The organism is Vibrio sp. G-C-1 (assembly GCF_021728015.1).
Lineage (GTDB): Bacteria > Pseudomonadota > Gammaproteobacteria > Enterobacterales > Vibrionaceae > Vibrio > Vibrio splendidus.
Genome location: NZ_JAKKCR010000009.1, coordinates 67,096 through 88,422, shown reverse-complemented (window position 1 = coordinate 88,422; position 21,327 = coordinate 67,096). Strand labels below are relative to the sequence as shown.

Sequence of the window (21,327 nt, the reverse complement as noted above, 5' to 3'; positions counted from 1 at the left end):
TTTCAAAGAGAACAAGAACATGAAAATTGCTTTAGGTATTGAATATAACGGTACCCACTACTTTGGTTGGCAGCGCCAACGAGACGTGAAAAGTGTCCAAGAAGAATTGGAAAAGGCTCTTTCAGTTGTCGCGAATCATCCTGTAGAGGTTATGTGCGCAGGTCGTACAGATGCCGGTGTTCACGGTACGGGACAAGTCGTTCACTTTGAAACTAATGTTGATCGTAAAATGGTTGCTTGGACAATGGGCGCGAATGCCAACATGCCAAAAGATATTGCGGTTCGTTGGGCGACAGAGGTGAATGAGGATTTCCACGCTCGTTTTTCTGCAACTGCACGCCGTTATCGCTACATTATCTTTAATCATGCACTACGTCCTGGCATTCTGAATTCAGGCGTGAGCCATTACCATGGTCACCTTGATGAAAAAAAGATGCATGAAGCGGGTCAGTACTTGTTAGGCGAGAACGACTTCACCTCATTCAGAGCGACACATTGTCAATCTCGTAGTCCATGGAGAAACATGATTCACTTAAACGTGACTCGTCATGGACACTACATAGTGATCGATATTAAAGCGAATGCGTTTGTTCACCATATGGTGAGGAATATTACGGGTAGCCTAATTGCAGTAGGTAAAGGTGAGCAAAAACCAGAGTGGATCCAGTGGCTTTTAGAGGCTAAAGATCGAAAAGTGGCTGGCGCAACCGCCAAAGCGGAAGGCTTGTATCTGGTAGATGTTGATTATCCTGAACATTTTGAGTTACCACGAGAGCCAATTGGACCTCTGTTTTTACCGGATAATTTGAACTAAATGTGAGACTTAGGTTCAAAAAATATTACGGTTTCGTGCGTAAAATAGTGCCAGAAAATAGGTACAACCAGTTTTTTATCTACAGTCGCTGTTTTATGTGCTTTAATTCCCACGCATAATTCCCAAATTTATTTCTTTCGCAATCAAGCGTAAGAATCGAAACAAAAAGGTCTTCCATGAGTTGGCTTGAAAAGATTTTAGAAAAAAGCAACATCGTAACATCTCGTAAAGCGTCTATCCCTGAGGGTGTTTGGACTAAATGTACTTCTTGTGAGCAGGTTCTTTACCATGCTGAACTAGAGCGTAACCTAGAAGTGTGTCCAAAATGTGACCATCACATGCGCATGAAGGCACGTCGCCGTCTGGATACATTCCTAGACAAAGGTGAGCGCGTTGAACTAGGTGCTGATCTTGAGCCACAAGACAAACTGAAGTTTAAAGACTCTAAGCGTTACAAAGAGCGTATCTCTACTGCTCAAAAGAACAGTGGTGAAACTGACGCGCTGATCGCAATGAAAGGTGAACTACTAGGTTTACCAATCGTAGCGTGTGCTTTTGAATTCTCATTTATGGGTGGTTCAATGGGCTCTGTTGTTGGTGCTCGTTTTGTGAAAGCGGTAGATGCGGCTATTGAGAACAACTGTGGTTTAGTTTGTTTCTCTGCAAGTGGTGGTGCTCGTATGCAAGAGGCATTGATGTCTCTAATGCAAATGGCAAAAACCAGTGCTGCTCTAGAGCGTTTATCTGCGAAAGGCCTACCGTTTGTTTCAGTAATGACTGATCCAACAATGGGTGGTGTTTCCGCGAGTTTGGCAATGCTTGGCGATATCAACATCGGTGAGCCAAAAGCGCTTATCGGTTTTGCTGGACGTCGTGTAATCGAACAAACTGTACGTGAAGACCTTCCTGAAGGTTTCCAACGCAGTGAGTTCCTACTCGACCACGGCGCTATCGACATGATCGTTGACCGTCGTGAGATGCGTCAGCGCGTTGCAAGCCTTGTTGCTAAAATGACCAACCAGCCTTCACCATTAGTAGTTTCTGTGAACGATTCACCGAATGAAGCTACTTATGAAGTACCAGAAGCGCCAGAAAAAGGGTAAAGTACCTTCTAACAAACCTACTTAATCATGGTTATGAGTTAGATGAGTCAACAACCTATTCCTCAAGCCACATCCTCTTTGGAGATGTGGCTTGATTATTTATCAAACATCCACACAAGTGCTATTGATCTTGGATTAGACCGAGTTCAGGCCGTCGCCTCTAAGGCAAACCTCACCAAACCTGCTCAACACGTTATTACTGTTGCCGGAACTAATGGCAAAGGCTCAACGTGTGCACTAATGGAAGCTATTCTGTTGGATGCTGGTTACTCAGTTGGTGTCTACAGTTCTCCTCACTTAATTCGCTATAACGAACGTGTTCGTATTAACGGCCAAGATCTATCCGATGAAAATATAGTTCAGTCTTTCAATTTCATTGAGAAAGAGCGCGGCGAGATCAGCCTTAGCTTTTTCGAATATGGGACTTTAGCGGCGTTACGTGCTTTTCAAACTGAAGCTGTTGATGTTGTGTTATTAGAAGTGGGTCTAGGTGGACGCCTAGATGCGACGAATATCGTTGAGCATGATGTTTCTGTGATTACCAGTTTGGCTATCGACCATGTTGATTGGCTAGGTGATGACATCAATGTGATTGGTTTTGAGAAAGCCGGTATTTATCGTAGCGGTAAGCCAGCTATCTGTGGTCAACCTAAACCACCAGCTACGGTTGCTGCTCACGCTGATGACATTAAGGCTGAGTTCTATCAGGTGGGTATCCAATACACCTATGATGTAGACGGCGATACTTGGAACTGGCGCAGTGGGGCATTCCAACTAGAATCACTGCCTATTCCAAGCCTACCGCTACCTAACGCAGCAACAGCATTGATGGCATTAGGTACTTCAGAACTTAGCATTAGCGATGTGAACGTCGTTAATGGCATGAAGAACGCACAGCTTCCTGGGCGTATGCAGCAAATTAGCGAACAACCCGTGATTGTGCTTGATGTTGCGCACAACCCGCATTCGGCTAAATACTTTGCGCAGCAAGTAACGAAGAAGTATGCAGGCAAAAATTTACACGTTGTAGTCGCCATGCTTCATGACAAAGATATCCCAGCGACATTGGAAGTATTAGCACCAATCACAACACATTGGTACCCAGCTTCGCTGAACGGCCCACGAGCCGCAACAGCTGCTGAATTGTGTCAAAGCTTACCTCAAGGCGTAGAGCAGCATTCAAACCCTGTAGCAGCGTTTGAAGCGGCTTTAGCTTCTGTTAAAGGTGACGATGTTGTACTGGTGGTCGGTTCTTTCCATACTGTGGGTGAAGTATTGGAGCATTGGCAGAAAAAAGGAAACTAAATGGCAAGTAAATTCCAAAGCCGATTAGTCGGTACCATCATTTTAGTGGCCATTGGTGTGATTGTATTGCCCGATGTGCTAGATGGTAAGAAGCTCCACTATAAAGAAGAGTTTGCAAGCATTCCGATTAAGCCAGAGCTTGATAGTAATGTAGAAGTTTTTGAAGTACTCGACCCTGTTGAAGATCAGATTGCACTGCCGGATTCTCCGGTTGAGCGAGTGGTTGAAAGTGGTGTTGATAATTCAGATAAGCAAACTGCGTCGGCTTCCAGTAACAAAGAAGCGGATAAAGTGGCAGTGGTGGTTAAGCCTGTACCGGAAAAAAATGAATACCAAGACAGTGCTTGGATTATTCAATTGATGGCTTTGAAGAATGCTGACAACGCAAAAAACGTTGTTAAGGATTTACAAAAGCGTGGTTACCAGGCTCACACCAAGCAAGAAAAAACGTTTACGCGAGTAATTATTGGCCCGGATGTCTCTAAATCCAAACTTGAGCGACAAATTAAGGAATTAGAAAAAATTACGGGTTCAAAAGGCCAATTGCTCAAATTTAAACCGTTAAATCCATAAGAAAACGTTTGCGTCAGCATTTTTTCTGTTAAAATGCGCGCCAACTTAAGATGAAGAATTCATGAATTGGTTAGATTTTGTCATTTTAGGCGTGATCGGCTTCTCTGCCGTGATCAGTTTAGTTCGCGGTTTCGCTAAAGAAGCGTTATCACTTGTTATTTGGTTTGGAGCATTTTTTATTGCTAGCCAGTACTACGCTAAATTAGCCATGTACTTCACCAATATCGAAGATGAGATGTTTCGAAACGGAACTGCGATAGCAGCATTATTTGTTGCAACGTTAGTTGTCGGTGCCTTAGTTAACTATGTCATCGGTCAGCTAGTTCAGAAAACAGGCCTGTCGGGTACAGACAGAATCCTCGGTGTCGTCTTTGGCGGCTTACGTGGTGTTCTGATTGTCTCTGCAGTGTTGTTTTTCATGGATGCGTTTACTGCATTCCCAAGTTCTGAGTGGTGGGAGAATTCGCAGTTGGTTCCGGAGTTTAGCCGAATCATTGCGCCGTTCTTTGAGCATTTACAAGCAACATCTAGTTTCTTATCTGGCGCGCTTTAGCGCCAGTTAATGTCGAAAATCGAGGATTAGGACATGTGTGGTATTGTTGGAATCGTGGGTTCAACACCTGTAAACCAGTCTATTTATGACGCTTTAACGGTATTGCAGCATCGTGGCCAAGATGCCGCTGGTATTTGTACCATAGAAAGCAATCGTTTCCGTCTGCGTAAGGCGAACGGTTTAGTTAAAGATGTTTTTGAAGCAAAACACATGCAACGCCTCCAAGGTAACGTGGGTATTGGTCATGTTCGTTATCCTACAGCGGGAAGCTCGAGTGCTTCTGAAGCGCAGCCTTTCTACGTAAACTCTCCTTTTGGTATCACGTTGGCGCACAACGGCAACCTAACGAATGCAAGTGAAGTTCGTGAGAAGTTGTTCGAAAAAGACCGTCGTCATGTCAACACAACCTCTGATTCTGAAGTTCTACTGAACGTATTGGCTCATGAAATCGATACTGTTAAAGGTAATGTGACTTCAGAAGATGTGTTCCGCGCCGTTGCAAACGTGCACCGTACTATTCGTGGTGCTTACGCAGTGACAGCGATGATCATCGGCCACGGTATGATCGCATTCCGTGACCCACATGGTATTCGTCCACTGTGTCTTGGTAAGCGTGAAATTAACGGTAAAACAGAGTACATGGTTGCGTCTGAATCGGTAGCGTTAGACGCTGTTGGCTTTGATTTTATGCGCGATGTTGCCCCTGGTGAAGCTATCTACGCAACATTCAATGGTGAGCTTTTCACTAAACAATGCGCAGATAACCCACAATTAAACCCATGTATTTTCGAGTTTGTTTATTTTGCTCGTCCTGATTCATTCATCGATAAAATTTCGGTTTACAGCGCACGCGTTGAGATGGGTGAGATGTTAGGCAAGCGTATTAAAGAAGAGTACGCAGACCTAGACATTGACGTGGTAATTCCAATCCCTGAAACATCGAATGATATTGCGCTACGAATTGCTCAAGCGATCAATAAGCCATATCGTCAAGGTTTCGTGAAAAACCGCTATGTTGGCCGCACGTTCATCATGCCTGGTCAGCAACAGCGTAAGAAGTCGGTTCGCCGTAAGCTCAACGCAATTCGTTCTGAGTTTAAAGGTAAGAACGTTCTATTGGTTGATGATTCTATTGTTCGTGGCACAACATCAGAGCAGATTATTGAGATGGCTCGTGATTCTGGCGCAAGCAAAGTCTTCATGGTTTCTGCTGCTCCTGAGGTTCGTTTCCCGAACGTTTACGGCATCGATATGCCGAGCGCGACTGAGCTTATTGCTCATGGCCGTGACAACGAAACGATTTGTAAGCAGATTGGTGCCGATGCTTTGATTTTCCAAACGCTACCAGATTTAATCTCTGCTGTAGGTATGGGTAATCAAGACATCTCTCGTTTTGATACATCCGTATTCAACGGCGAGTATGTAACGGGCGATATCGACCAAGCGTACCTAGATTTCCTAGACTCTTTACGTAATGACGATTCAAAGGTTGAGCGTGAGATCCAACAAGATCTCGCGAACCTAGAGTTACATAACGAAGGCGCTTAGCGTACTCATAAAAAATGAGTAATAAAAAACCAGAGCATCGGCTCTGGTTTTTTGTTTGCGGGGGAAGGGGATTGAATCTTAGTGAATGTGGTATGCGATCACAAAATCGATAAACAATCTAACCTTCTCTGGCAGGTGGTCTTTGTGGTTATAAAGCATGTAAATATCACGAGGGTTAGCACTCCAGTCTTCTAAGACTTGCACTAAGCTGCCATCTTCAATGTATTCACGGATCATCACGTCAGGCATTAGGGTGATACCTAGGCCCTCTGAACAGGCTTGTCTCACGACATTAAGCGCATTCGCATTGAAACGACCTTTCTCGCTATTCACGACCGTCTCTTCATTCGAATTACTCAGCTGCCACTTAATCAGTGGGTAACCTTTGAGTAAAGAATGATTCGCGAGCTCTTCTGCATGACTTGGTGCCGGGTTCTTCGCTAAGTAGTCAGGACTCGCGATAAGAATATCCTTCACTTCACTGATCTTTCTTGCGATTAAGCTTGAATCACGCTGCGGGCCGACTCTGAAAATGACATCCCACTCAGTTGGATCAAGCTGATCAGCTTGGTTGTTCATCATCAGCTCAATATTGATATCAGGGTATTGAGTCATGAATTCACTGAACATCGGCATCATCATGCGCTTGGTCAGGTTCGAGGGGGCGGTAATGCGAATCTTCCCTGAAGCCCCCTTACACACGTCAGTGAGTTCTTCTGCAGTAGAAGATAGACGTTGTAGTAACGGTGAGCATTCATTGAAAAAACGTTCGCCAGCCTCTGTTAAAGAGAGTTTACGCGCGTGTCTATTGAGAAGCCTTAGGTTCAAAGAATCTTCTAAGGCTTGGATGCGTCGTGTAATGGTCGCAACCGGAATCATAGTCTTGCGCGATGTTGCGGTGTAGCTCCCATTTTCAACGACAAGTCGAAAGAGGTTTAAATCATCTAATTTCATAAATCCAGACACATTTGTTTACAATCTCATCTAATTTATACGTAATATTGAGATCAATGTTTGCGTTACGTCAACTCGTTGCACTATTTACCAGTATTCCAACCCTTGTCACGAATTACCAGTAAAGAGTGAACATTTGTGTATTTAGTATTTTATTACTAAGTTTTATATTAGTTCTTAGAACAGATAACAATAATAATTCGACTTAGTTTTGTGAGGTTAGAGATTATGTACAAAACTCACAGTCAGCCAGTTATGACCTCGGCTCAGGAAGTTCTCAATCAAAAATGCGTTATGTTGGTTGATGATGATCCTATTTTTCGCCGGATAACCAGCGCGTACTTAGACAAGATTGGTTATAAAGTGGTTGAGGCTGAAAATGGGCTGGACGCTCTGCAAAAGCTTAGAGACTCAGCGCCAGATTTAATTGTGTGTGACTTATCAATGCCGATACTGGATGGCATTGAGCTTGTAGAAGAGCTCAGTTTAGAGTATCCGTCACTGCCTATGATCGTTGTGTCTGGCACTGATGATATGTCTGATGTGGCGAAAGCATTACGATTTGGTATCAAAGACTTTTTAGCGAAACCTCTAGAGGATCACGGTCACTTAGGAAGTGCGATTGCGAATACGTTGACAGATTCGTTCGATAACATTTCAGACCAACGAGATTTTTCAAGCCAATGGTTCTGCGTTGATGACGGTGGCGAGATCCCTGAAGACCAAGAGCTGCATTGGCATCTAAACTACCTGCAAGATAACCCGAGTGCTGCAAGAGATTTATTGCATGCGCTGCTTCCAGAGAAAGACACACGACAAGGCTCATGGCGTTGCAGCTACCGTTTACTGCAATCAACAGAAATGATGCCGCTTGTGTTTGATTATGCGTGGATGATGAACGGGCAGTTTGCTTTCTACCTTGTCGATTCGTCGTCTTCTGATAACGGCGGCTCAGCGGCCACATTGTTGGTGAGAGCGTTATTCCACGATTACATCAGAAATAGAAAAGATTTTAACGTTGATCTCAAAGATATTGCGGAAATTTTGGAGAAGGGGATTCGTTGCTCTAAATGTTCGACCCCTGTGAATGCTTTGTTTGGTGTTGCTGATCTTGCTGTGGGAACTATCTCTATTCTACCTGCGGGTTTAGATGGACAATGGTCGAATGGCGAATTGAATCAACATATTGCGGCGGGCGAGCGCTTGGGTGAGAACTGTAAGAAGAACTTCATTACACGGGATCTTCCGATTGAACAAGGCTGCCAGCTATCATTGAGCCTGCTTGGATCGGCCAGTTTTAGTTTAGACATACACCAAGGGTCCACTGATTAACCCTATATTTCCTCGGTTTTTGTGAATAATTGATTAAGGTATAGTTGCGCAAATGGTGTGGCCATGCCTTTTTTGTTAAATGTCGATTTAGCAAAGCGGGTTTGGTTCGCCAGATACTTACCTTTACTAACAAAAACAAGAAGCAATCATGGCAGATAACAAAGACTTTCAAGACCCGTTTAATGTATTCTATTTTTTAGGATTTTTAGCCGCATTTTTAGCGATTCCATTACTACCAGCAACTCTTACGTTGATCCGAGTATTCAATGGTTACGCAACATTCTAGTTAAGCTATCGTCGCCGATGGTGATAGCTAACTCAAGGAGGCCACAATTAGCGTTCGAGTTTTAAGCCTCAATATTGCTGGTGGCCTTTGTATCATTCTTGCAGTTCTAGGGATCGTTTTACCCGTTCTGCCAACCACGCCTTTTCTCCTTCTTGCCAGTGCATGTTTCATGCGAAGCAACCCCAAAGTTCACAAATGGATGCATGAGCATAAAACGCTCGGCCCGTTATTGAACAATTGGTATCAACACGGTGCTGTGACCAAACAAGTTAAAACGCGTGGCGTGTTCTTTATCTTGTTGAGTTTTGCGTTATCGATCTACTTTGCCCCGATCATTTGGGTCAAGGTTTTCCTAATTTGTGTACTTGTTATTCTTCTCACATGGTTTATGCGACTTCCAACCCATGAGTTGGTTGCTGACAGCAAAGAAAATCACTACCATTAAGCCAGTGTGCCTGCTTGTATAGCGGGCGTTTATTATTTCAGCAATCAGAGTTATGACTCTCGTTGCAATGAATACCAATCGTACCTTTCCTTAATTCCGAGCGTTGATGTTTGATTCGTTAACGAGAGTTTGGAAAGCGGCCTAATGAAGTGCATAAGATTATGAACACAGAAAAAATCTCTCTGATCAAAGCAAGCATCAAAAGCATTCCTGATTACCCTAAAGCGGGTATTTTGTTCCGTGACGTAACAAGCTTGATGGAAGATCCTGCCGCTTACAAAGCGACAATTGACCTGTTAGTGGACACATACAAGGGCATGGGCTTTACTAAGATCGTTGGTACTGAAGCTCGTGGTTTCCTATTTGGTGCGCCTCTTGCTCTTGAGCTAGGTGTCGGCTTTATCCCTGTTCGTAAACCGGGTAAGTTGCCTCGTCAAACTGTGGCACAATCTTATGAGCTTGAGTACGGCACTGATACGCTAGAAATCCATACCGATGCTATCGTTGAAGGCGATAAAGTGCTGATGGTTGATGACTTGCTGGCAACAGGCGGTACGATTGAAGCGACAACAAAGCTGATTCGTCAGCTTGGTGGTGTGGTAGAACACGCTGCATTTGTTATTAACCTTCCAGAAATCGGTGGTGACAAGCGCTTACAAGGCTTAGGTCTAGAAGTGTTTAGCATCTGCGAATTCGACGGTCACTAATCCTTTTCGGAATTATTCATGAGCTATCTTGCGTTAGCGCGAAAATGGCGACCAACCAAATTCAAAGAAGTGGTTGGTCAAGCCCATGTTTTAACAGCATTAGAGAATGCCCTTAGCCAAAATAGGTTGCATCACGCTTACCTATTCAGCGGTACACGAGGTGTCGGTAAAACGACCATCGGCCGTTTGTTTGCTAAGGGACTCAACTGTGAAACAGGCATTACTTCAACCCCTTGTGGTGAGTGTGCAACCTGTAAAGAGATCGATGAAGGTCGTTTTGTTGACCTGCTCGAGATCGATGCTGCCTCACGTACTAAGGTAGAAGATACCCGCGAGCTTCTGGACAATGTTCAGTACAAGCCTGCACGTGGTCGCTTCAAGGTTTACCTAATCGATGAAGTACACATGCTGTCTAGGCACAGTTTTAACGCGCTTCTAAAGACCTTAGAAGAGCCGCCTGAGTATGTGAAGTTCTTGCTCGCAACAACGGATCCGCAAAAGCTTCCTGTGACGATATTGTCGCGTTGTCTGCAATTCCACCTTAAGCCGATTAGCGTTGATAATATCCACGAGCAACTCGATCATATTCTTGAACAAGAAAATGTGACGTCTGAATCTCGTGCGCTTGGAATGATTGCTCATGCCGCTGATGGCAGTATGCGTGACGCTCTTAGCCTAACAGACCAAGCTATCGCATTAGGTAATGGCAATGTAGTGACAGACACTGTTGCTCACATGCTTGGAACGCTGGATACAGACCAAGCGATTCATCTACTTGAAGCGATTAGCAGTAAACAACCACAATTAGCGATGGCTTGCATTCAAGCTCTTGCTGAAAATGGCGTTGAGTGGGATGGATTGCTGAGTCAACTTGCGACTCAATTACACCGTTTGGCGATGTATCAAGCTCTGCCGTCGACTTTAGACAAGGCTCAGCCTGATGCTGAAAGGCTAGAACTGCTGAGCAAAGCGTTAAGCCCTCAAGACATCCAACTCTACTACCAGATAGTGTTGAAAGGGCGTCAAGACTTGCCATTATCGCCAACCGCTCGTGTTGGTATCGAGATGGTGGTTCTGCGTATGTTGGCATTCAGACCTGCTGAGCAAACTGTTGCTACGGCTATCTCGACTGAGTCGACTAGCCCAGCGCAAGTAGTTCAAGGACAAGCTCCAACTCAAAGCGTTGCTCAGCCAGTGAGTCAAGCTGCGCCAATGGCCGCTCCGAGACAGTCAGCTCAGGCTCCAGCGGTTTCACAGCCTCAAGTGTCTCAGCAAGCTCCTGTTCAGCAGCCTGTGCAACAGCAACCGCCGCAGAATCAGAACCAATATTCAGATTCGCAAGGTTACGCTGATCATTCAGGCAACCAAGGTTATCCAGAACAGGATTACCCGCACAGTCAGTATGACGCGCCACCTGCTTATGATGAGCGTCCAAGCTACGGCACAGAGCAGCCGATGAGTCCCATGACTCAGCAAGCTAATTATCAAAATCAACAGCAGCCAAATGTTGCTCCCGTTGCACCTTCTGTTCCACCTGTTCCTTCTGCTTCGCAAGAGCAACCAGCGCGTGCAACTTCGCCTGTGAGTGGTTTACGTCACCAATTGCGTTCTCAACGTAGAGGTGGTGCAGCAACAGAAAACAAAGGTTCGGCGCCAAAAAAGGCTAAAGCGACACCAGCTAAAACTTCAGTTCTTGACCGAGTTGCTCAGCAACACGGTGGTTCTGAGCGGGTGTCGCCAGCTTCTTTAACCGCCTCTTCGACAGAAAATGTGACCAACGATAATGAACCTTATCGCTGGAAACCGTCTAAACCTGTAGTGAAAGAGGTGAGCAAAGAGCTTACACCTACTCAGATCAAGCGTGCGTTAGAGCATATTAAGACACCTGAAATGGTCGACAAATTGCTTCAAGAGTCGATTGTTCAAGATGAATGGTCCGCCACGATTCAAAAGCTAGAGACAGCCAAGCTTGTTGAACAGTTAGCATTGAACTCAGTATTTACTAAGATTGACACATCAATCACCTTAACGTTAAGAGCGAGCCAGGCTCACTTGAATACGGACCGTGCACAGAGTGAGCTATTACAGTCTCTCAATACTGTGCTTGGAGAAGAGTGTCATTTGAGTGTTGAAATTGGTGATGGTGGAGAAACACCGCTAGAACTGCGAGAAAGATTGTATCAAAGCAAGTTGAAAGACGCGTTTACCAGTTTGGAAAACGATGCCAACGTACAGTTTATCGAAAGACGTTTTGCTGCCGAGTTGGATAGAGACAGCGTTCGTCCAATATAGTGTTCCTCCAATATCGATATGCCTTTCATTTAGTGATGAGCATATCATCCTTGGAAAGCAAATCAGAGAACTGAACTCGTGGGGTTGAATCACAGTGTTTTAACCCCCATTTAAGCCCTTAGTAGCTTAAATGATTTTAATAAACCAATTAGACCAGAGAGTAATAACATGTTTGGTAAAGGCGGTATGGGCAACATGATGAAGCAAGCCCAGCAAATGCAAGAACGCATGCAAAAGCTTCAAGAAGAAATCGCAAATATGGAAGTTACAGGTGAGTCAGGTGCTGGCCTTGTAAAAATTACGATTACTGGTAGTCACAGTGTTCGTCGCGTTGATATCGATGAAAGCCTAATGGAAGACGATAAAGAGATGCTTGAAGATCTTATCGCAGCCGCTTTCAACGATGCAGCTCGTCGTGTTGAAGAGACTCAAAAAGAGAAAATGGCTGGCGTAACTGGTGGGATGCAACTTCCACCAGGTATGAAAATGCCTTTCTAAGCGACTTATTTATAAGAGACTTGTCTCTTCCAACGGCTTGTTCTTGAATAAGCCGTTATTTAAAGTTAGAACGGTTAAATATGCGTACCAGTCATATGCTGGAGCATTTGATGGAGGCCTTACGTTGTCTACCTGGGGTTGGCCCCAAGTCGGCGCAGCGTATGGCCTTTCATTTGTTACAGCGCGATAGAAAAGGCGGCCTACAGTTGGCTGAAGCTCTTAGCCAAGCAATGACCGAAATTGGTCATTGTAATGAGTGCCGTACTTTTACTGAAGAAGATACTTGCCACATTTGTACCAATCCTAAACGTCAGGAAAATGGTCAAATTTGTGTAGTAGAGAGCCCTGCAGACATTGCAGCCATTGAAGCAACGGGCCAATATTCAGGTCGTTACTTTGTGCTTATGGGGCATCTTTCACCACTTGATGGTATCGGTCCAAGTGATATCGGTCTCGATGTTTTGGATTACCGTTTACGTCGTGGTGATATCACTGAAGTAATTCTAGCGACTAACCCGACAGTAGAAGGGGAAGCAACAGCGCATTACATTGCTGAGCTATGTAATGCCCATGAAGTGAACGCTAGCCGTATCGCCCATGGTGTTCCCGTCGGTGGTGAGCTAGAGCTGGTGGATGGCACCACGCTTTCGCACTCCTTACTCGGTCGTCATAAGATCTAAAAAAGCCGCTTGGTGAATCATCACTAAGCGGCTTTTTCTTTTTTGTTTTAAAGCTCTATTCTGAAATGCGTCTACTCTAAAACCTTTTCAAACGATTAATCAGAGCCACGCACAGCTTTGTAAATCGCAGCGCCAATCACGGCACCAATAATCGGTGCAATCCAGAATAGCCATAATTGCGAAACAGCCCAGTCTCCAACAAATACGGCTACACCAGTACTTCGAGCAGGGTTCACAGAGGTATTAGTGACGGGGATACTGATAAGGTGGATCAAGGTTAAACAAAGACCAATCGCGATAGGCGCAAACCCGGCAGGTGCTTTCGAATCGGTTGCCCCCATGATCACGAATAGGAACACCATAGTCATTACTACTTCACACACGAGTGCTGCGGTTAGCGAATAGCCACCCGGTGAGTGTTCACCGTAACCATTCGAAGCAAAGCCTGATGAGACAACGTCAAAACCTGCTTGACCAGAAGCAATCACAAATAGCACGCCGCCCGCGATAATACCGCCAATCACTTGGGCAATAATATAAGGCGCAACATCCTTGCCATCAAAGCGACCACCACTCCATAGACCGATGGTGACAGCAGGGTTAAGGTGGCAACCGGATATATGGCCAATAGCAAAAGCCATGGTGAGTACGGTTAAACCAAAGGCAAGGGAAACTCCGAGTAGACCAATTCCCACATCAGGGAAAGCCGCGGCTAAGACGGCACTACCACAACCACCTAACACCAACCAAAACGTACCGAACATTTCTGCGATATACTTATTCATAACTATCCTTATTAATCTGTACCAGTATCAACAAGATAGTTTAGATTTCGCAGAATTGTGAAATCTTGGGCATATAGGAGGAAGAAAAGGTCAGCTAATCTTAGGTAATGGCTTCTAACTCAATCAGGTTATCAAGCGCTTCTTGGTCTGTTTTACCACAGATGATAGGGCAGGCTTTGAACTGGTGACATACCTTCGGGCGTGAAGGTTGACCAAATAATTTGCATAGATCTTGCTCATTTAATTGAATGCAGCGTACGCCAGCAGGCTTACCATTAGGCATTCCAGGAATAGCAGATGTAATACTTGGAGCGATACAACAAGCTCCACAACCTAGGCGACATTCCATCAAATTAAACTCACTAAATAACAGGGTGCGCGATAGTAGCAAAAAATGATGAGAGTGACAGCTGTTGATTGAATCAAAGAATGAACAATTATTATCCTTGAACTTTTTATGGGCTAGCGGTATAACACGCACCCCAGTAAAAGAGTAAGAAGTAATCCTATGACGAATCCATTTTGGCAAGAAAAGACACTAGAGCAAATGACCGAGAACGAGTGGGAATCACTGTGTGACGGTTGTGGTAAGTGTTGCCTGCATAAACTAATGGATGAAGATAGCGATGAAGTTTACTACACCAACGTGGCGTGCAGCTGGTTAAACGACAAAACATGTTCTTGTAAAGACTACCCGAACCGCTTCACTTCAGGTGAAGAGTGTTTGAAGCTGACTCGTGACAAGATTCATGAATTCCATTGGCTACCAGACACTTGTGCTTACCGTCTTCTATCTGAATCTAAACCGATTCCTGAGTGGCACCCTCTGATTACGGGTTCTAAATCAGAGATGCATGCTGCAGGTGAAAGTGTTCGTAACAAAGTGGTATACGAAATCGATGTTGTCGATTGGGAAGACCACATCCAAAACTTACCTTCAGGTTATAAAAGATAATACTTACCTTCATAAGATGAGAATGTAGTCTATGATCTACTGTAAGGTTTAATTCTACGGTAAGTCATTTATGCTGCATTTTTCATACGTACAAATCTCAAAGATTAAAGACTACACGTATAAAAAACCATTGCTGTCTAAGGATTGTAATGAGAGGCTAGTCAGTGAGTATCGTAGTAACAATAACGATGTATTGATAAAAAATATGCCGCTCTTAAATATCGTTCAATACGATAGAGCAGGATGTTTAGTAGACTATCAGCCATTGGACGTCGTTAATGAGTTTCTGATGTCTAGGGCCATTGAAGATTACGTATTGGAGTTAGGCGTAACTGCTCAAGGATTAGCGCATTACTTTACCTTTATTTTAGATACACAGGCTCAGTGGGACGAAGAATATAATGAATCAGATATTGATGAACTTTATGATGAACCACGACCATCATGGCTGAACTTTCCTCGCAATAAACAAGGGCGCTTAACATATCAATATAGAGAAGGCTTAAGGAACTTAGTAAAACAAGGCAGCTTGGCTGAGACTACAGCAAAACAGTACCTTACCAGTGTGATAAGTTTCTATCGTTACTGGCTCAAAAAAGGCTTTATCTTCAATAACCCTCCTTTCGATTATGAAGTAGTGACCGTTTACTTTGAGGCGAAAGCTTCAAGTATCCAAGCCTACCAACGCAAAGATTTTCACACCACAGACCTGCGACTAAAATTCAGTAAACCTTCGAAAAGTTACGGTACGGCTTTAGATAATCTACGAAGAGATTTAAGACCATTTAGCTGCCCTGAATGGAAGATTTTGCAAGACATATTGATGAAATCACGAAGAGTGGTTCGTCATGGTGACGATAAGAAGCTACATTCATTACCTATTGAGTTTTGCTTACATCCAATGGTTTGCCGTTATACAGGCTTGCGCCGAGAAGAAACAGCTAGCTTGCATTTAGAACAGGTAGTAAATCCTGAAACGATCATATGTGACGGTAAAGAAGTTTTTAAGAACAGTATCTTAAAAATAGGTATAGGTGATAGATATGGATCTCTAACTAAGACGTCTTATCGAGGGAATAAATCGAGAGTTACAGTCATCCCTGCTTTCTTAATGAAAATACTATATGAATACACTCAATCTGAGCGATATCAAAAGCGATTAGCTGCCTTCAAAAAATGGTGTGAACAGGAAATTGCTCAAGGGAATACCGATCTTTTTGAAGGCGATGATGCTATCAACCCATCCCTTAACTACCTATTTATAACGCAAACAGGCAAGCCGATGTTTACGCGGTTGAATGACTTTACAATGCGTTGGGGGGAGGTTCGTAATACAGCTAATTTGTTAGTCTCTTTAGATAAAAGAATCGTAGGCTCCTTACACAACCTTCGCCCCACTTTTGCTATTAGTTTATTTAGGCACTTGCTAAATAAAGTAGATGAAAATGGGATACCTGTTATTAGTCCTGATAAAGCGTTAGATATGGTATCAAGTTTACTAGGCCATGATGAAAGGGCTACGACTTTGTTGTATCTAAAGATCGCTCAAGACATGCCATCATCCGATGAGATATACGAAGATGTGCTTGATTATATAGGTGCATTTCATAATGATGAGGTGTCCCATGAGCGTTGAGATTAATAAGCCGCATGTACAACGCTCAGGACGCCCTCGCACGTTAATACCGCTTAATAGAGAGCTGAATAAGAGTTCTATTAGTGTATTACGGTTTCAAGATATGGTTATTTCTGATGGCAAAGATCGAAAGTTCAACTTCAATAGGTTTCGTTTCCTGGGGGTTCCCACGCAAAGAAGTATTGCGAAAGGAAAGGTAGTTAATGCGGGGAGGGATGACCTAGTTAAAGAGCTGTATGCTCTTGCTATTCAAGAAAAGCAAGGACATTCGATACTGGGCCATTTCAAAGGGGGATTAGTATCTTACTTACGATATATCGATTCTATCGCGTATATTGGCGATCCTTTTTCTCTCGAAATAATGTTTAAGTGTCTAAAACACTACAATGCCCAGAGAAAGAGAGGAAAGGAAATTTCAAAAGCCTATGGCATACAGGCAATATTGGCTTGGTTACTTTCGAAATGGGGGCGCTACTCAGATATAAGAAACTTACCGATTGTCCCCACAAAAGAGCGTTCGTCTACGTTGACTGCCTATAAAGTAGAAACTGAGCTCAAATCAATTTCGCGTCTCCTTGTAAATAGCCTTCATAAATTAATGATCCACGTAGAGCAATCTCAAACGCCTAGTGTTCACCCAATGTTTAGTGAGGAATTATTAACTGAGCAAGCTCGGTTGAACAATTGGTCAGCTATTGATCTTTCCAATAAAAGAAAAGCTTTCCGACTCTGTATGATGGTTCCATCTGTAAATAAAAGAAATAGCAACTTATCAGAAGAAGAACTCAAATTTAACTTATTGGCAAACCATGCAAGTCGTAACTCGTTGTATGTCTTTTTTATGTTGACAGGAATGAATCATTCAGTTCTTAGTTCAATGAGGCGCATGGAAGTTAAGTTCAAGGATATAAATGGGGGGCGTTACGTATTTGAGGGAGAAAAGTTTAGGGCAGGTTATAAGAAAATAGACAGTGCTCTTGGCTTTTCAAAATACACTAAGGAGTTGATTGAAAAGTGGATGAGAATGACTAAGTTTTTGTACGAGAAACTTGGGCACAAGGAAATGGATACACTTCCTTTATTTCCATATTTAGAGCTGAAGAATGGGAGCGTATTAGATTTTACTTATAACAAATCAAATACTGACTATATTAATAAGTTGGTAGAAAAATTATTGGGAGTTAGAGTTAACGCTGCACGTTTTCGGCAAACTAAATCAGATGTTTTGATGCGTGTTACAGAAGATGTAGTGCTGGTATCGTTGGGCTTAAACAACACTGTTAGAACAGTCAGTTCTGCATATTGTAATGGAATTAAAGATGACCATGATAACAACTTGAATGCCGCATTTTCCGCACAAATGTCAATTGCGAAGGGGAAAGAGATTTCTGAGTCGGTCGCGGAGGCAAAAGCTCTACAAAGTGATATTTTATCTGATTACGACTACAAACAACGACTAATTAAAGGAAAGTTCTGTACAGCAATAACTCCATCTGGAGTTCATTGTTCTGGCCCCACATCGAAGAAGCTTTCCTTGGAGATACAGAGGAAAAAGCACCAAGGAGTAAACTTAGATAATGATGAACACAAATGTACGGATTTCTTAGGGTGCTTTGACTGTGAAAGTCATTTATTAGTGGCATCTGAATTTGATATTTGGCTCATGTTATCGTTTTTAGAGCAGCTTACCGACTTAAAAGAATATATATCCATTAACTCAACCCCTAAGACTAAGCTGTTTGAAACTGAGGCTGTTATTAGTAAAACGCTTGAACGAATGAAAGTTAAGTCGCCAAGTAACTACGATAAGGCATTGAGTAGAATACGCGAAGGTGAGCTACATCCTTTGTATCAAAATCGCGCTAGCTTGCAGCAGTACTTTGGAGACTAGTTATGTCGTTCAATAACAATCAACAAATGGATAAATGTTTAGAAGAAAATCCATATGTCACTTTTAACAGCTCAAGTGAAGGTGTTTCTCGTTTATTTGACAGTGAGTGGGATTTCACTGCGTTGAAGCAGGTGAAAAAGAAATTGTCTTTTTCGGCTATAGATGAACAACATAGGAAGTATGTTCAGTCTTGTATGTTTGCGGTGGTAGAGCACCAAAGACAAAAATCAAACAGTCTTGACGTTACCGTAAGTCACTTGATGACTATTGTAAAGAACCTGAATTACATTATTCGCCATTGGGGGAAATCAGACTTCTCACTTTTGGCACACGATCGCGAGTGGAAAAGGCTTAAGAGGGCCCTAGCAGGAAAGTATAGTTTTGGTACGTTGAAGCAACTATCCGCGACTATAAACCTATTGACTGATGTTGGTATAACAAACCGTGTCGTATCAGCCAAAGAATACTCGAAGCTAAAGAGCTCAAGAGATGAAAAACAATGTATTGCTTTCCCTGAAGCAATACATATTCAGGTACTTTCTCAGGTAGTTGAGACTGTTGAAAAATACCATAAGGATAGACATTCAATCTCTGAGGTTATCGAGCAAGCATATAAGCTGAGAGATACAGAATACACGATTGAACTGGCTAAGCATAATGTATCGAAACTAACGCATAATCAGCAGGCCGCGTTTAACGCTAGGATCTTAAGGCATGCTAAAAAGCTAGCCAAAAGTATTCCTGACTTCGAAATGAGGTTTGATGGTAAATGGCTACATGAACTACTCAAACAGTGTTTCATTTGTGTTGCTCTATTTAGTGGTGCACGGACGCAAGAAATTTTAACTATGAATAAGGAGAGTTATGAAGTTAAGCAAGGGATTCCATTGGTATCTGGACTCACTAGCAAAGGAAACGATGGGCAGCCGATTTATACTGTGTGGAATACACATCCAATAGTAAAAAATGCTTTAGAAGTTGCCTACGACGCTTCACAAAGCATGAGGGTTTATCATCAAAATAGATTGGAGATCGCTAAGCATAATGGTGATGTATCTAAGGATGCTTATGACGCTGCAATGGAAGAGTTAGAAGGTGCTTTCATATCGTGCGATTACAGGGGGCAAGTCCCGCGACCATACTACAGACTTCGTTTTGACAATGATGTTTCTGGCTTAGGGCTAAAACTCTTTGATATTCAAGCAACTGAAGAAGATGTTGAAGAATTCAATGTGTTAAATCCCGATTGGGCTGGTGAGTTAGAGCTAGGTGGTACGTTACCTAAACTTTCTCCACATGATATAAGGCGATCATTTGCTGTATTTGTTGTTAGAAATCAATTAGGTAATGAACTGACCATCAAGTATCAACTTAAACATAAGAACCTTAGAATGTCGCGCTGGTATATAAATTACTCTGAACTAGCCCGAACTAACAAGTTATTGATGGATAAGGATTTGCTTAAGGAATTTCATAAAGCCGTAGAGGATGTGTCAGTCGACGCTTTAGATGATATCTACAATGTATCAGATAGGCTCTCTGGGATTGAAGGTGAGAAAATTCGGGCTATTAAGGAGAAGATGCTTAAGAAAGGGGAGAAAGTGTATATGAACCGTGATGAGCTTCGAATGCTACTACGTTCAAAAGAGAAAGCTCTTGTTATCTTACCAACGGGAGGCTATTGCACTAGCCGAGATTGCGAACGTTTGTGTTCTATGAATGAGGTTACTAAATCGAGAAAAAATTGCGGCCGAGTTGTTACAGATAAAGGTGCAAAAAAAATGGCTAGGGAGCGTATAGAACTTATTCGTTCTTTCAGAAAAATCAATGAGTTGAGAGATCAGGCATATTCATCTTTGCTTTCTGCTAGAAAGGAAAAAATATTGATTATCGAACAAACACTCACTTTCCATGGCATTCCTTATGAAAGTTTCACCGATAATATAAAGGCTCATTAATATGAAAATTGAATTTAACTCTAGAACAAGAGCGGAGGGCATGTTAGTTAATGCTTTACAGCGACTGTTGAATGGTGAGCCTATCAGGGTAAAAGCTAACGGTAGACTTACTCTGAACCGAGTTAATGAGGAAGCGGGATTAGGGCACGGCTACATATACAAATTTAAAAAATTTATGGAGTATGCCAATCCAATAATTGATGAATGCAATGCTAATAAACAAAAGGAATTAGAAAATAGCTTTCTTATCGAAGAGTCTAGTAGTTTGTCAGATATAGATGTACTGAAAGCTAAGTTAAAAAAAGCAACAGAGCTTAAAAACAGATACAGAAAAGAAAGAGACAATGCCATAAAGGCGAGAAAAATACTTGAGCATAAATACGCGGAGATGATGTATCGAGCACACGAACTACAGACCGAAATAAGTTCTCAGAATGATGTAGTTGTTCCGATACAAAATGGGGATTAATTGGAAAAATAGCTAGTGTCCTACTCATAAGCGTATACATACCTATGCTCGTAGGGCTGAAATTAGTTTACAGCCCAAATTCAAGACGCTTAAAGTTATCGAACACCTCTCTCCCTGAGCAGCATGTTGATTTCATTTAGAGCTTGTATTTGACGTCTCTCAAACTCAGTAGTTTTTTCACCTTCTTGGAGGAAAAGTAGGGTTAAGGCTATGGAGGCGAAACCAAGCATACCAGAGATCAAGTCTACTTGACCTTTGATCCAATACCAAATAGCAGCAAGCACAAAAGCAGATGCACAAAAACCTAATAGTTTAAATAGGACATTGTTTTTCCTGTTTCTTTCTTTCGAAAGTACATCCCTTCGATGAATTTCTTCGTGCAGCAGCTCTTCGTTGCTACAGTGTATCAATAGTTTGTGTTCAGTTGAGTTGTCGTTAATGTTGACGTCACCATTAATCTGGTTTGCATTAAAGTCTCTCATAAATAGCCTATTTTATTGTACATACAATGAACAATAACTGTGTATAATTACAGTGTCAATA

General features: G+C 42.7%; 22 protein-coding genes. 18 read left to right on the top strand and 4 right to left on the bottom strand.

Annotated elements, in window-relative coordinates; all coding sequences use genetic code 11:
- Window positions 1-19 precede the first annotated feature (19 nt).
- From truA to purF, 6 genes are all read left to right on the top strand, one after another.
- A complete protein-coding gene (gene truA / locus L3V36_RS14460) occupies window positions 20-814 on the top strand; it encodes a tRNA pseudouridine(38-40) synthase TruA (protein WP_004734161.1) in 795 nt (264 codons plus the stop codon).
- Between the two features lie 176 nt (window positions 815-990).
- A complete protein-coding gene (accD, locus tag L3V36_RS14455) occupies window positions 991-1,917 on the top strand; it encodes an acetyl-CoA carboxylase, carboxyltransferase subunit beta (RefSeq protein ID WP_004734162.1) in 927 nt (308 codons plus the stop codon).
- Between the two features lie 42 nt (window positions 1,918-1,959).
- Entirely contained in the window at window positions 1,960-3,222 is a 1,263-nt protein-coding gene (gene folC, locus L3V36_RS14450; RefSeq protein ID WP_017095027.1) for a bifunctional tetrahydrofolate synthase/dihydrofolate synthase, read from the top strand.
- Complete coding sequence (locus L3V36_RS14445; protein ID WP_017084069.1) at window positions 3,223-3,795, top strand: SPOR domain-containing protein; 573 nt, start codon at window positions 3,223-3,225, stop codon at window positions 3,793-3,795. It abuts the gene before it with no gap.
- A 61-nt stretch (window positions 3,796-3,856) separates the two neighbouring features.
- Entirely contained in the window at window positions 3,857-4,348 is a 492-nt protein-coding gene (locus L3V36_RS14440; RefSeq protein WP_004734165.1) for a CvpA family protein, read from the top strand.
- Between the two features lie 33 nt (window positions 4,349-4,381).
- The gene (gene purF / locus L3V36_RS14435) at window positions 4,382-5,896 is read left to right on the top strand and encodes an amidophosphoribosyltransferase (protein WP_004734166.1); all 1,515 of its coding nucleotides are present in this window, start codon (window positions 4,382-4,384) and stop codon (window positions 5,894-5,896) included.
- Between the two features lie 78 nt (window positions 5,897-5,974).
- Here the strand turns inward: purF and L3V36_RS14430 are convergent, their stop codons facing one another.
- Entirely contained in the window at window positions 5,975-6,850 is an 876-nt protein-coding gene (locus tag L3V36_RS14430) for a LysR family transcriptional regulator (protein WP_004734167.1), read from the bottom strand.
- A gap of 228 nt (window positions 6,851-7,078) precedes the next feature.
- On the opposite strand from L3V36_RS14430, the gene L3V36_RS14425 reads away from it, so the two are divergent.
- The 7 genes from L3V36_RS14425 to recR all read left to right on the top strand — a co-directional run bounded on the left by L3V36_RS14425 (window position 7,079) and on the right by recR (window position 13,090).
- Entirely contained in the window at window positions 7,079-8,182 is a 1,104-nt protein-coding gene (locus tag L3V36_RS14425; RefSeq protein ID WP_004734168.1) for a response regulator, read from the top strand.
- A gap of 148 nt (window positions 8,183-8,330) precedes the next feature.
- Complete coding sequence (locus tag L3V36_RS14420; protein ID WP_004734169.1) at window positions 8,331-8,468, top strand: hypothetical protein; 138 nt, start codon at window positions 8,331-8,333, stop codon at window positions 8,466-8,468.
- Between the two features lie 73 nt (window positions 8,469-8,541).
- A complete protein-coding gene (locus tag L3V36_RS14415) occupies window positions 8,542-8,913 on the top strand; it encodes a YbaN family protein (protein ID WP_029222189.1) in 372 nt (123 codons plus the stop codon).
- A 161-nt stretch (window positions 8,914-9,074) separates the two neighbouring features.
- Complete coding sequence (apt, locus tag L3V36_RS14410) at window positions 9,075-9,620, top strand: adenine phosphoribosyltransferase (RefSeq protein ID WP_004734171.1); 546 nt, start codon at window positions 9,075-9,077, stop codon at window positions 9,618-9,620.
- A gap of 18 nt (window positions 9,621-9,638) precedes the next feature.
- A complete protein-coding gene (dnaX, locus tag L3V36_RS14405; protein WP_208774959.1) occupies window positions 9,639-11,912 on the top strand; it encodes a DNA polymerase III subunit gamma/tau in 2,274 nt (757 codons plus the stop codon).
- 168 nt (window positions 11,913-12,080) lie between these two features.
- Entirely contained in the window at window positions 12,081-12,410 is a 330-nt protein-coding gene (locus L3V36_RS14400; RefSeq protein WP_004734156.1) for a YbaB/EbfC family nucleoid-associated protein, read from the top strand.
- A gap of 80 nt (window positions 12,411-12,490) precedes the next feature.
- Window positions 12,491-13,090 carry a recombination mediator RecR gene (recR, locus tag L3V36_RS14395; RefSeq protein WP_017079504.1) on the top strand — a complete coding sequence of 200 codons (600 nt, stop codon included), beginning with the start codon at window positions 12,491-12,493 and terminating at the stop codon, window positions 13,088-13,090.
- A 95-nt stretch (window positions 13,091-13,185) separates the two neighbouring features.
- Here the strand turns inward: recR and aqpZ are convergent, their stop codons facing one another.
- Complete coding sequence (aqpZ, locus tag L3V36_RS14390) at window positions 13,186-13,875, bottom strand: aquaporin Z (RefSeq protein WP_004734154.1); 690 nt, start codon at window positions 13,873-13,875, stop codon at window positions 13,186-13,188.
- 100 nt (window positions 13,876-13,975) lie between these two features.
- Window positions 13,976-14,224 carry a YkgJ family cysteine cluster protein gene (locus L3V36_RS14385; RefSeq protein ID WP_004734153.1) on the bottom strand — a complete coding sequence of 83 codons (249 nt, stop codon included), beginning with the start codon at window positions 14,222-14,224 and terminating at the stop codon, window positions 13,976-13,978.
- A gap of 159 nt (window positions 14,225-14,383) precedes the next feature.
- Between L3V36_RS14385 and L3V36_RS14380 the strand changes: the two genes are divergently transcribed.
- From L3V36_RS14380 to L3V36_RS14360, 5 genes are all read left to right on the top strand, one after another.
- Window positions 14,384-14,830 (top strand): YcgN family cysteine cluster protein, encoded by a 447-nt coding sequence (locus L3V36_RS14380; protein WP_208774961.1) that lies wholly within the window; start codon window positions 14,384-14,386, stop codon window positions 14,828-14,830.
- A gap of 70 nt (window positions 14,831-14,900) precedes the next feature.
- Window positions 14,901-16,466 carry a site-specific integrase gene (locus L3V36_RS14375; protein WP_208774963.1) on the top strand — a complete coding sequence of 522 codons (1,566 nt, stop codon included), beginning with the start codon at window positions 14,901-14,903 and terminating at the stop codon, window positions 16,464-16,466.
- The gene (locus tag L3V36_RS14370; RefSeq protein WP_208774965.1) at window positions 16,456-18,357 is read left to right on the top strand and encodes a hypothetical protein; all 1,902 of its coding nucleotides are present in this window, start codon (window positions 16,456-16,458) and stop codon (window positions 18,355-18,357) included. Before L3V36_RS14375 ends, L3V36_RS14370 begins: the two co-directional genes overlap by 11 nt.
- 2 nt (window positions 18,358-18,359) lie before the next feature.
- Window positions 18,360-20,315: a hypothetical protein gene (locus L3V36_RS14365; RefSeq protein WP_208774967.1), complete on the top strand. Its 1,956-nt coding sequence runs from the start codon at window positions 18,360-18,362 to the stop codon at window positions 20,313-20,315.
- A gap of 1 nt (window position 20,316) precedes the next feature.
- A complete protein-coding gene (locus L3V36_RS14360) occupies window positions 20,317-20,784 on the top strand; it encodes a hypothetical protein (RefSeq protein ID WP_208774969.1) in 468 nt (155 codons plus the stop codon).
- Window positions 20,785-20,879: 95 nt separating this feature from the next.
- Here L3V36_RS14360 and L3V36_RS14355 read toward each other — a convergent pair whose 3' ends face one another.
- Window positions 20,880-21,266 carry a hypothetical protein gene (locus L3V36_RS14355; RefSeq protein WP_208774971.1) on the bottom strand — a complete coding sequence of 129 codons (387 nt, stop codon included), beginning with the start codon at window positions 21,264-21,266 and terminating at the stop codon, window positions 20,880-20,882.
- Window positions 21,267-21,327: the final 61 nt, after the last annotated feature.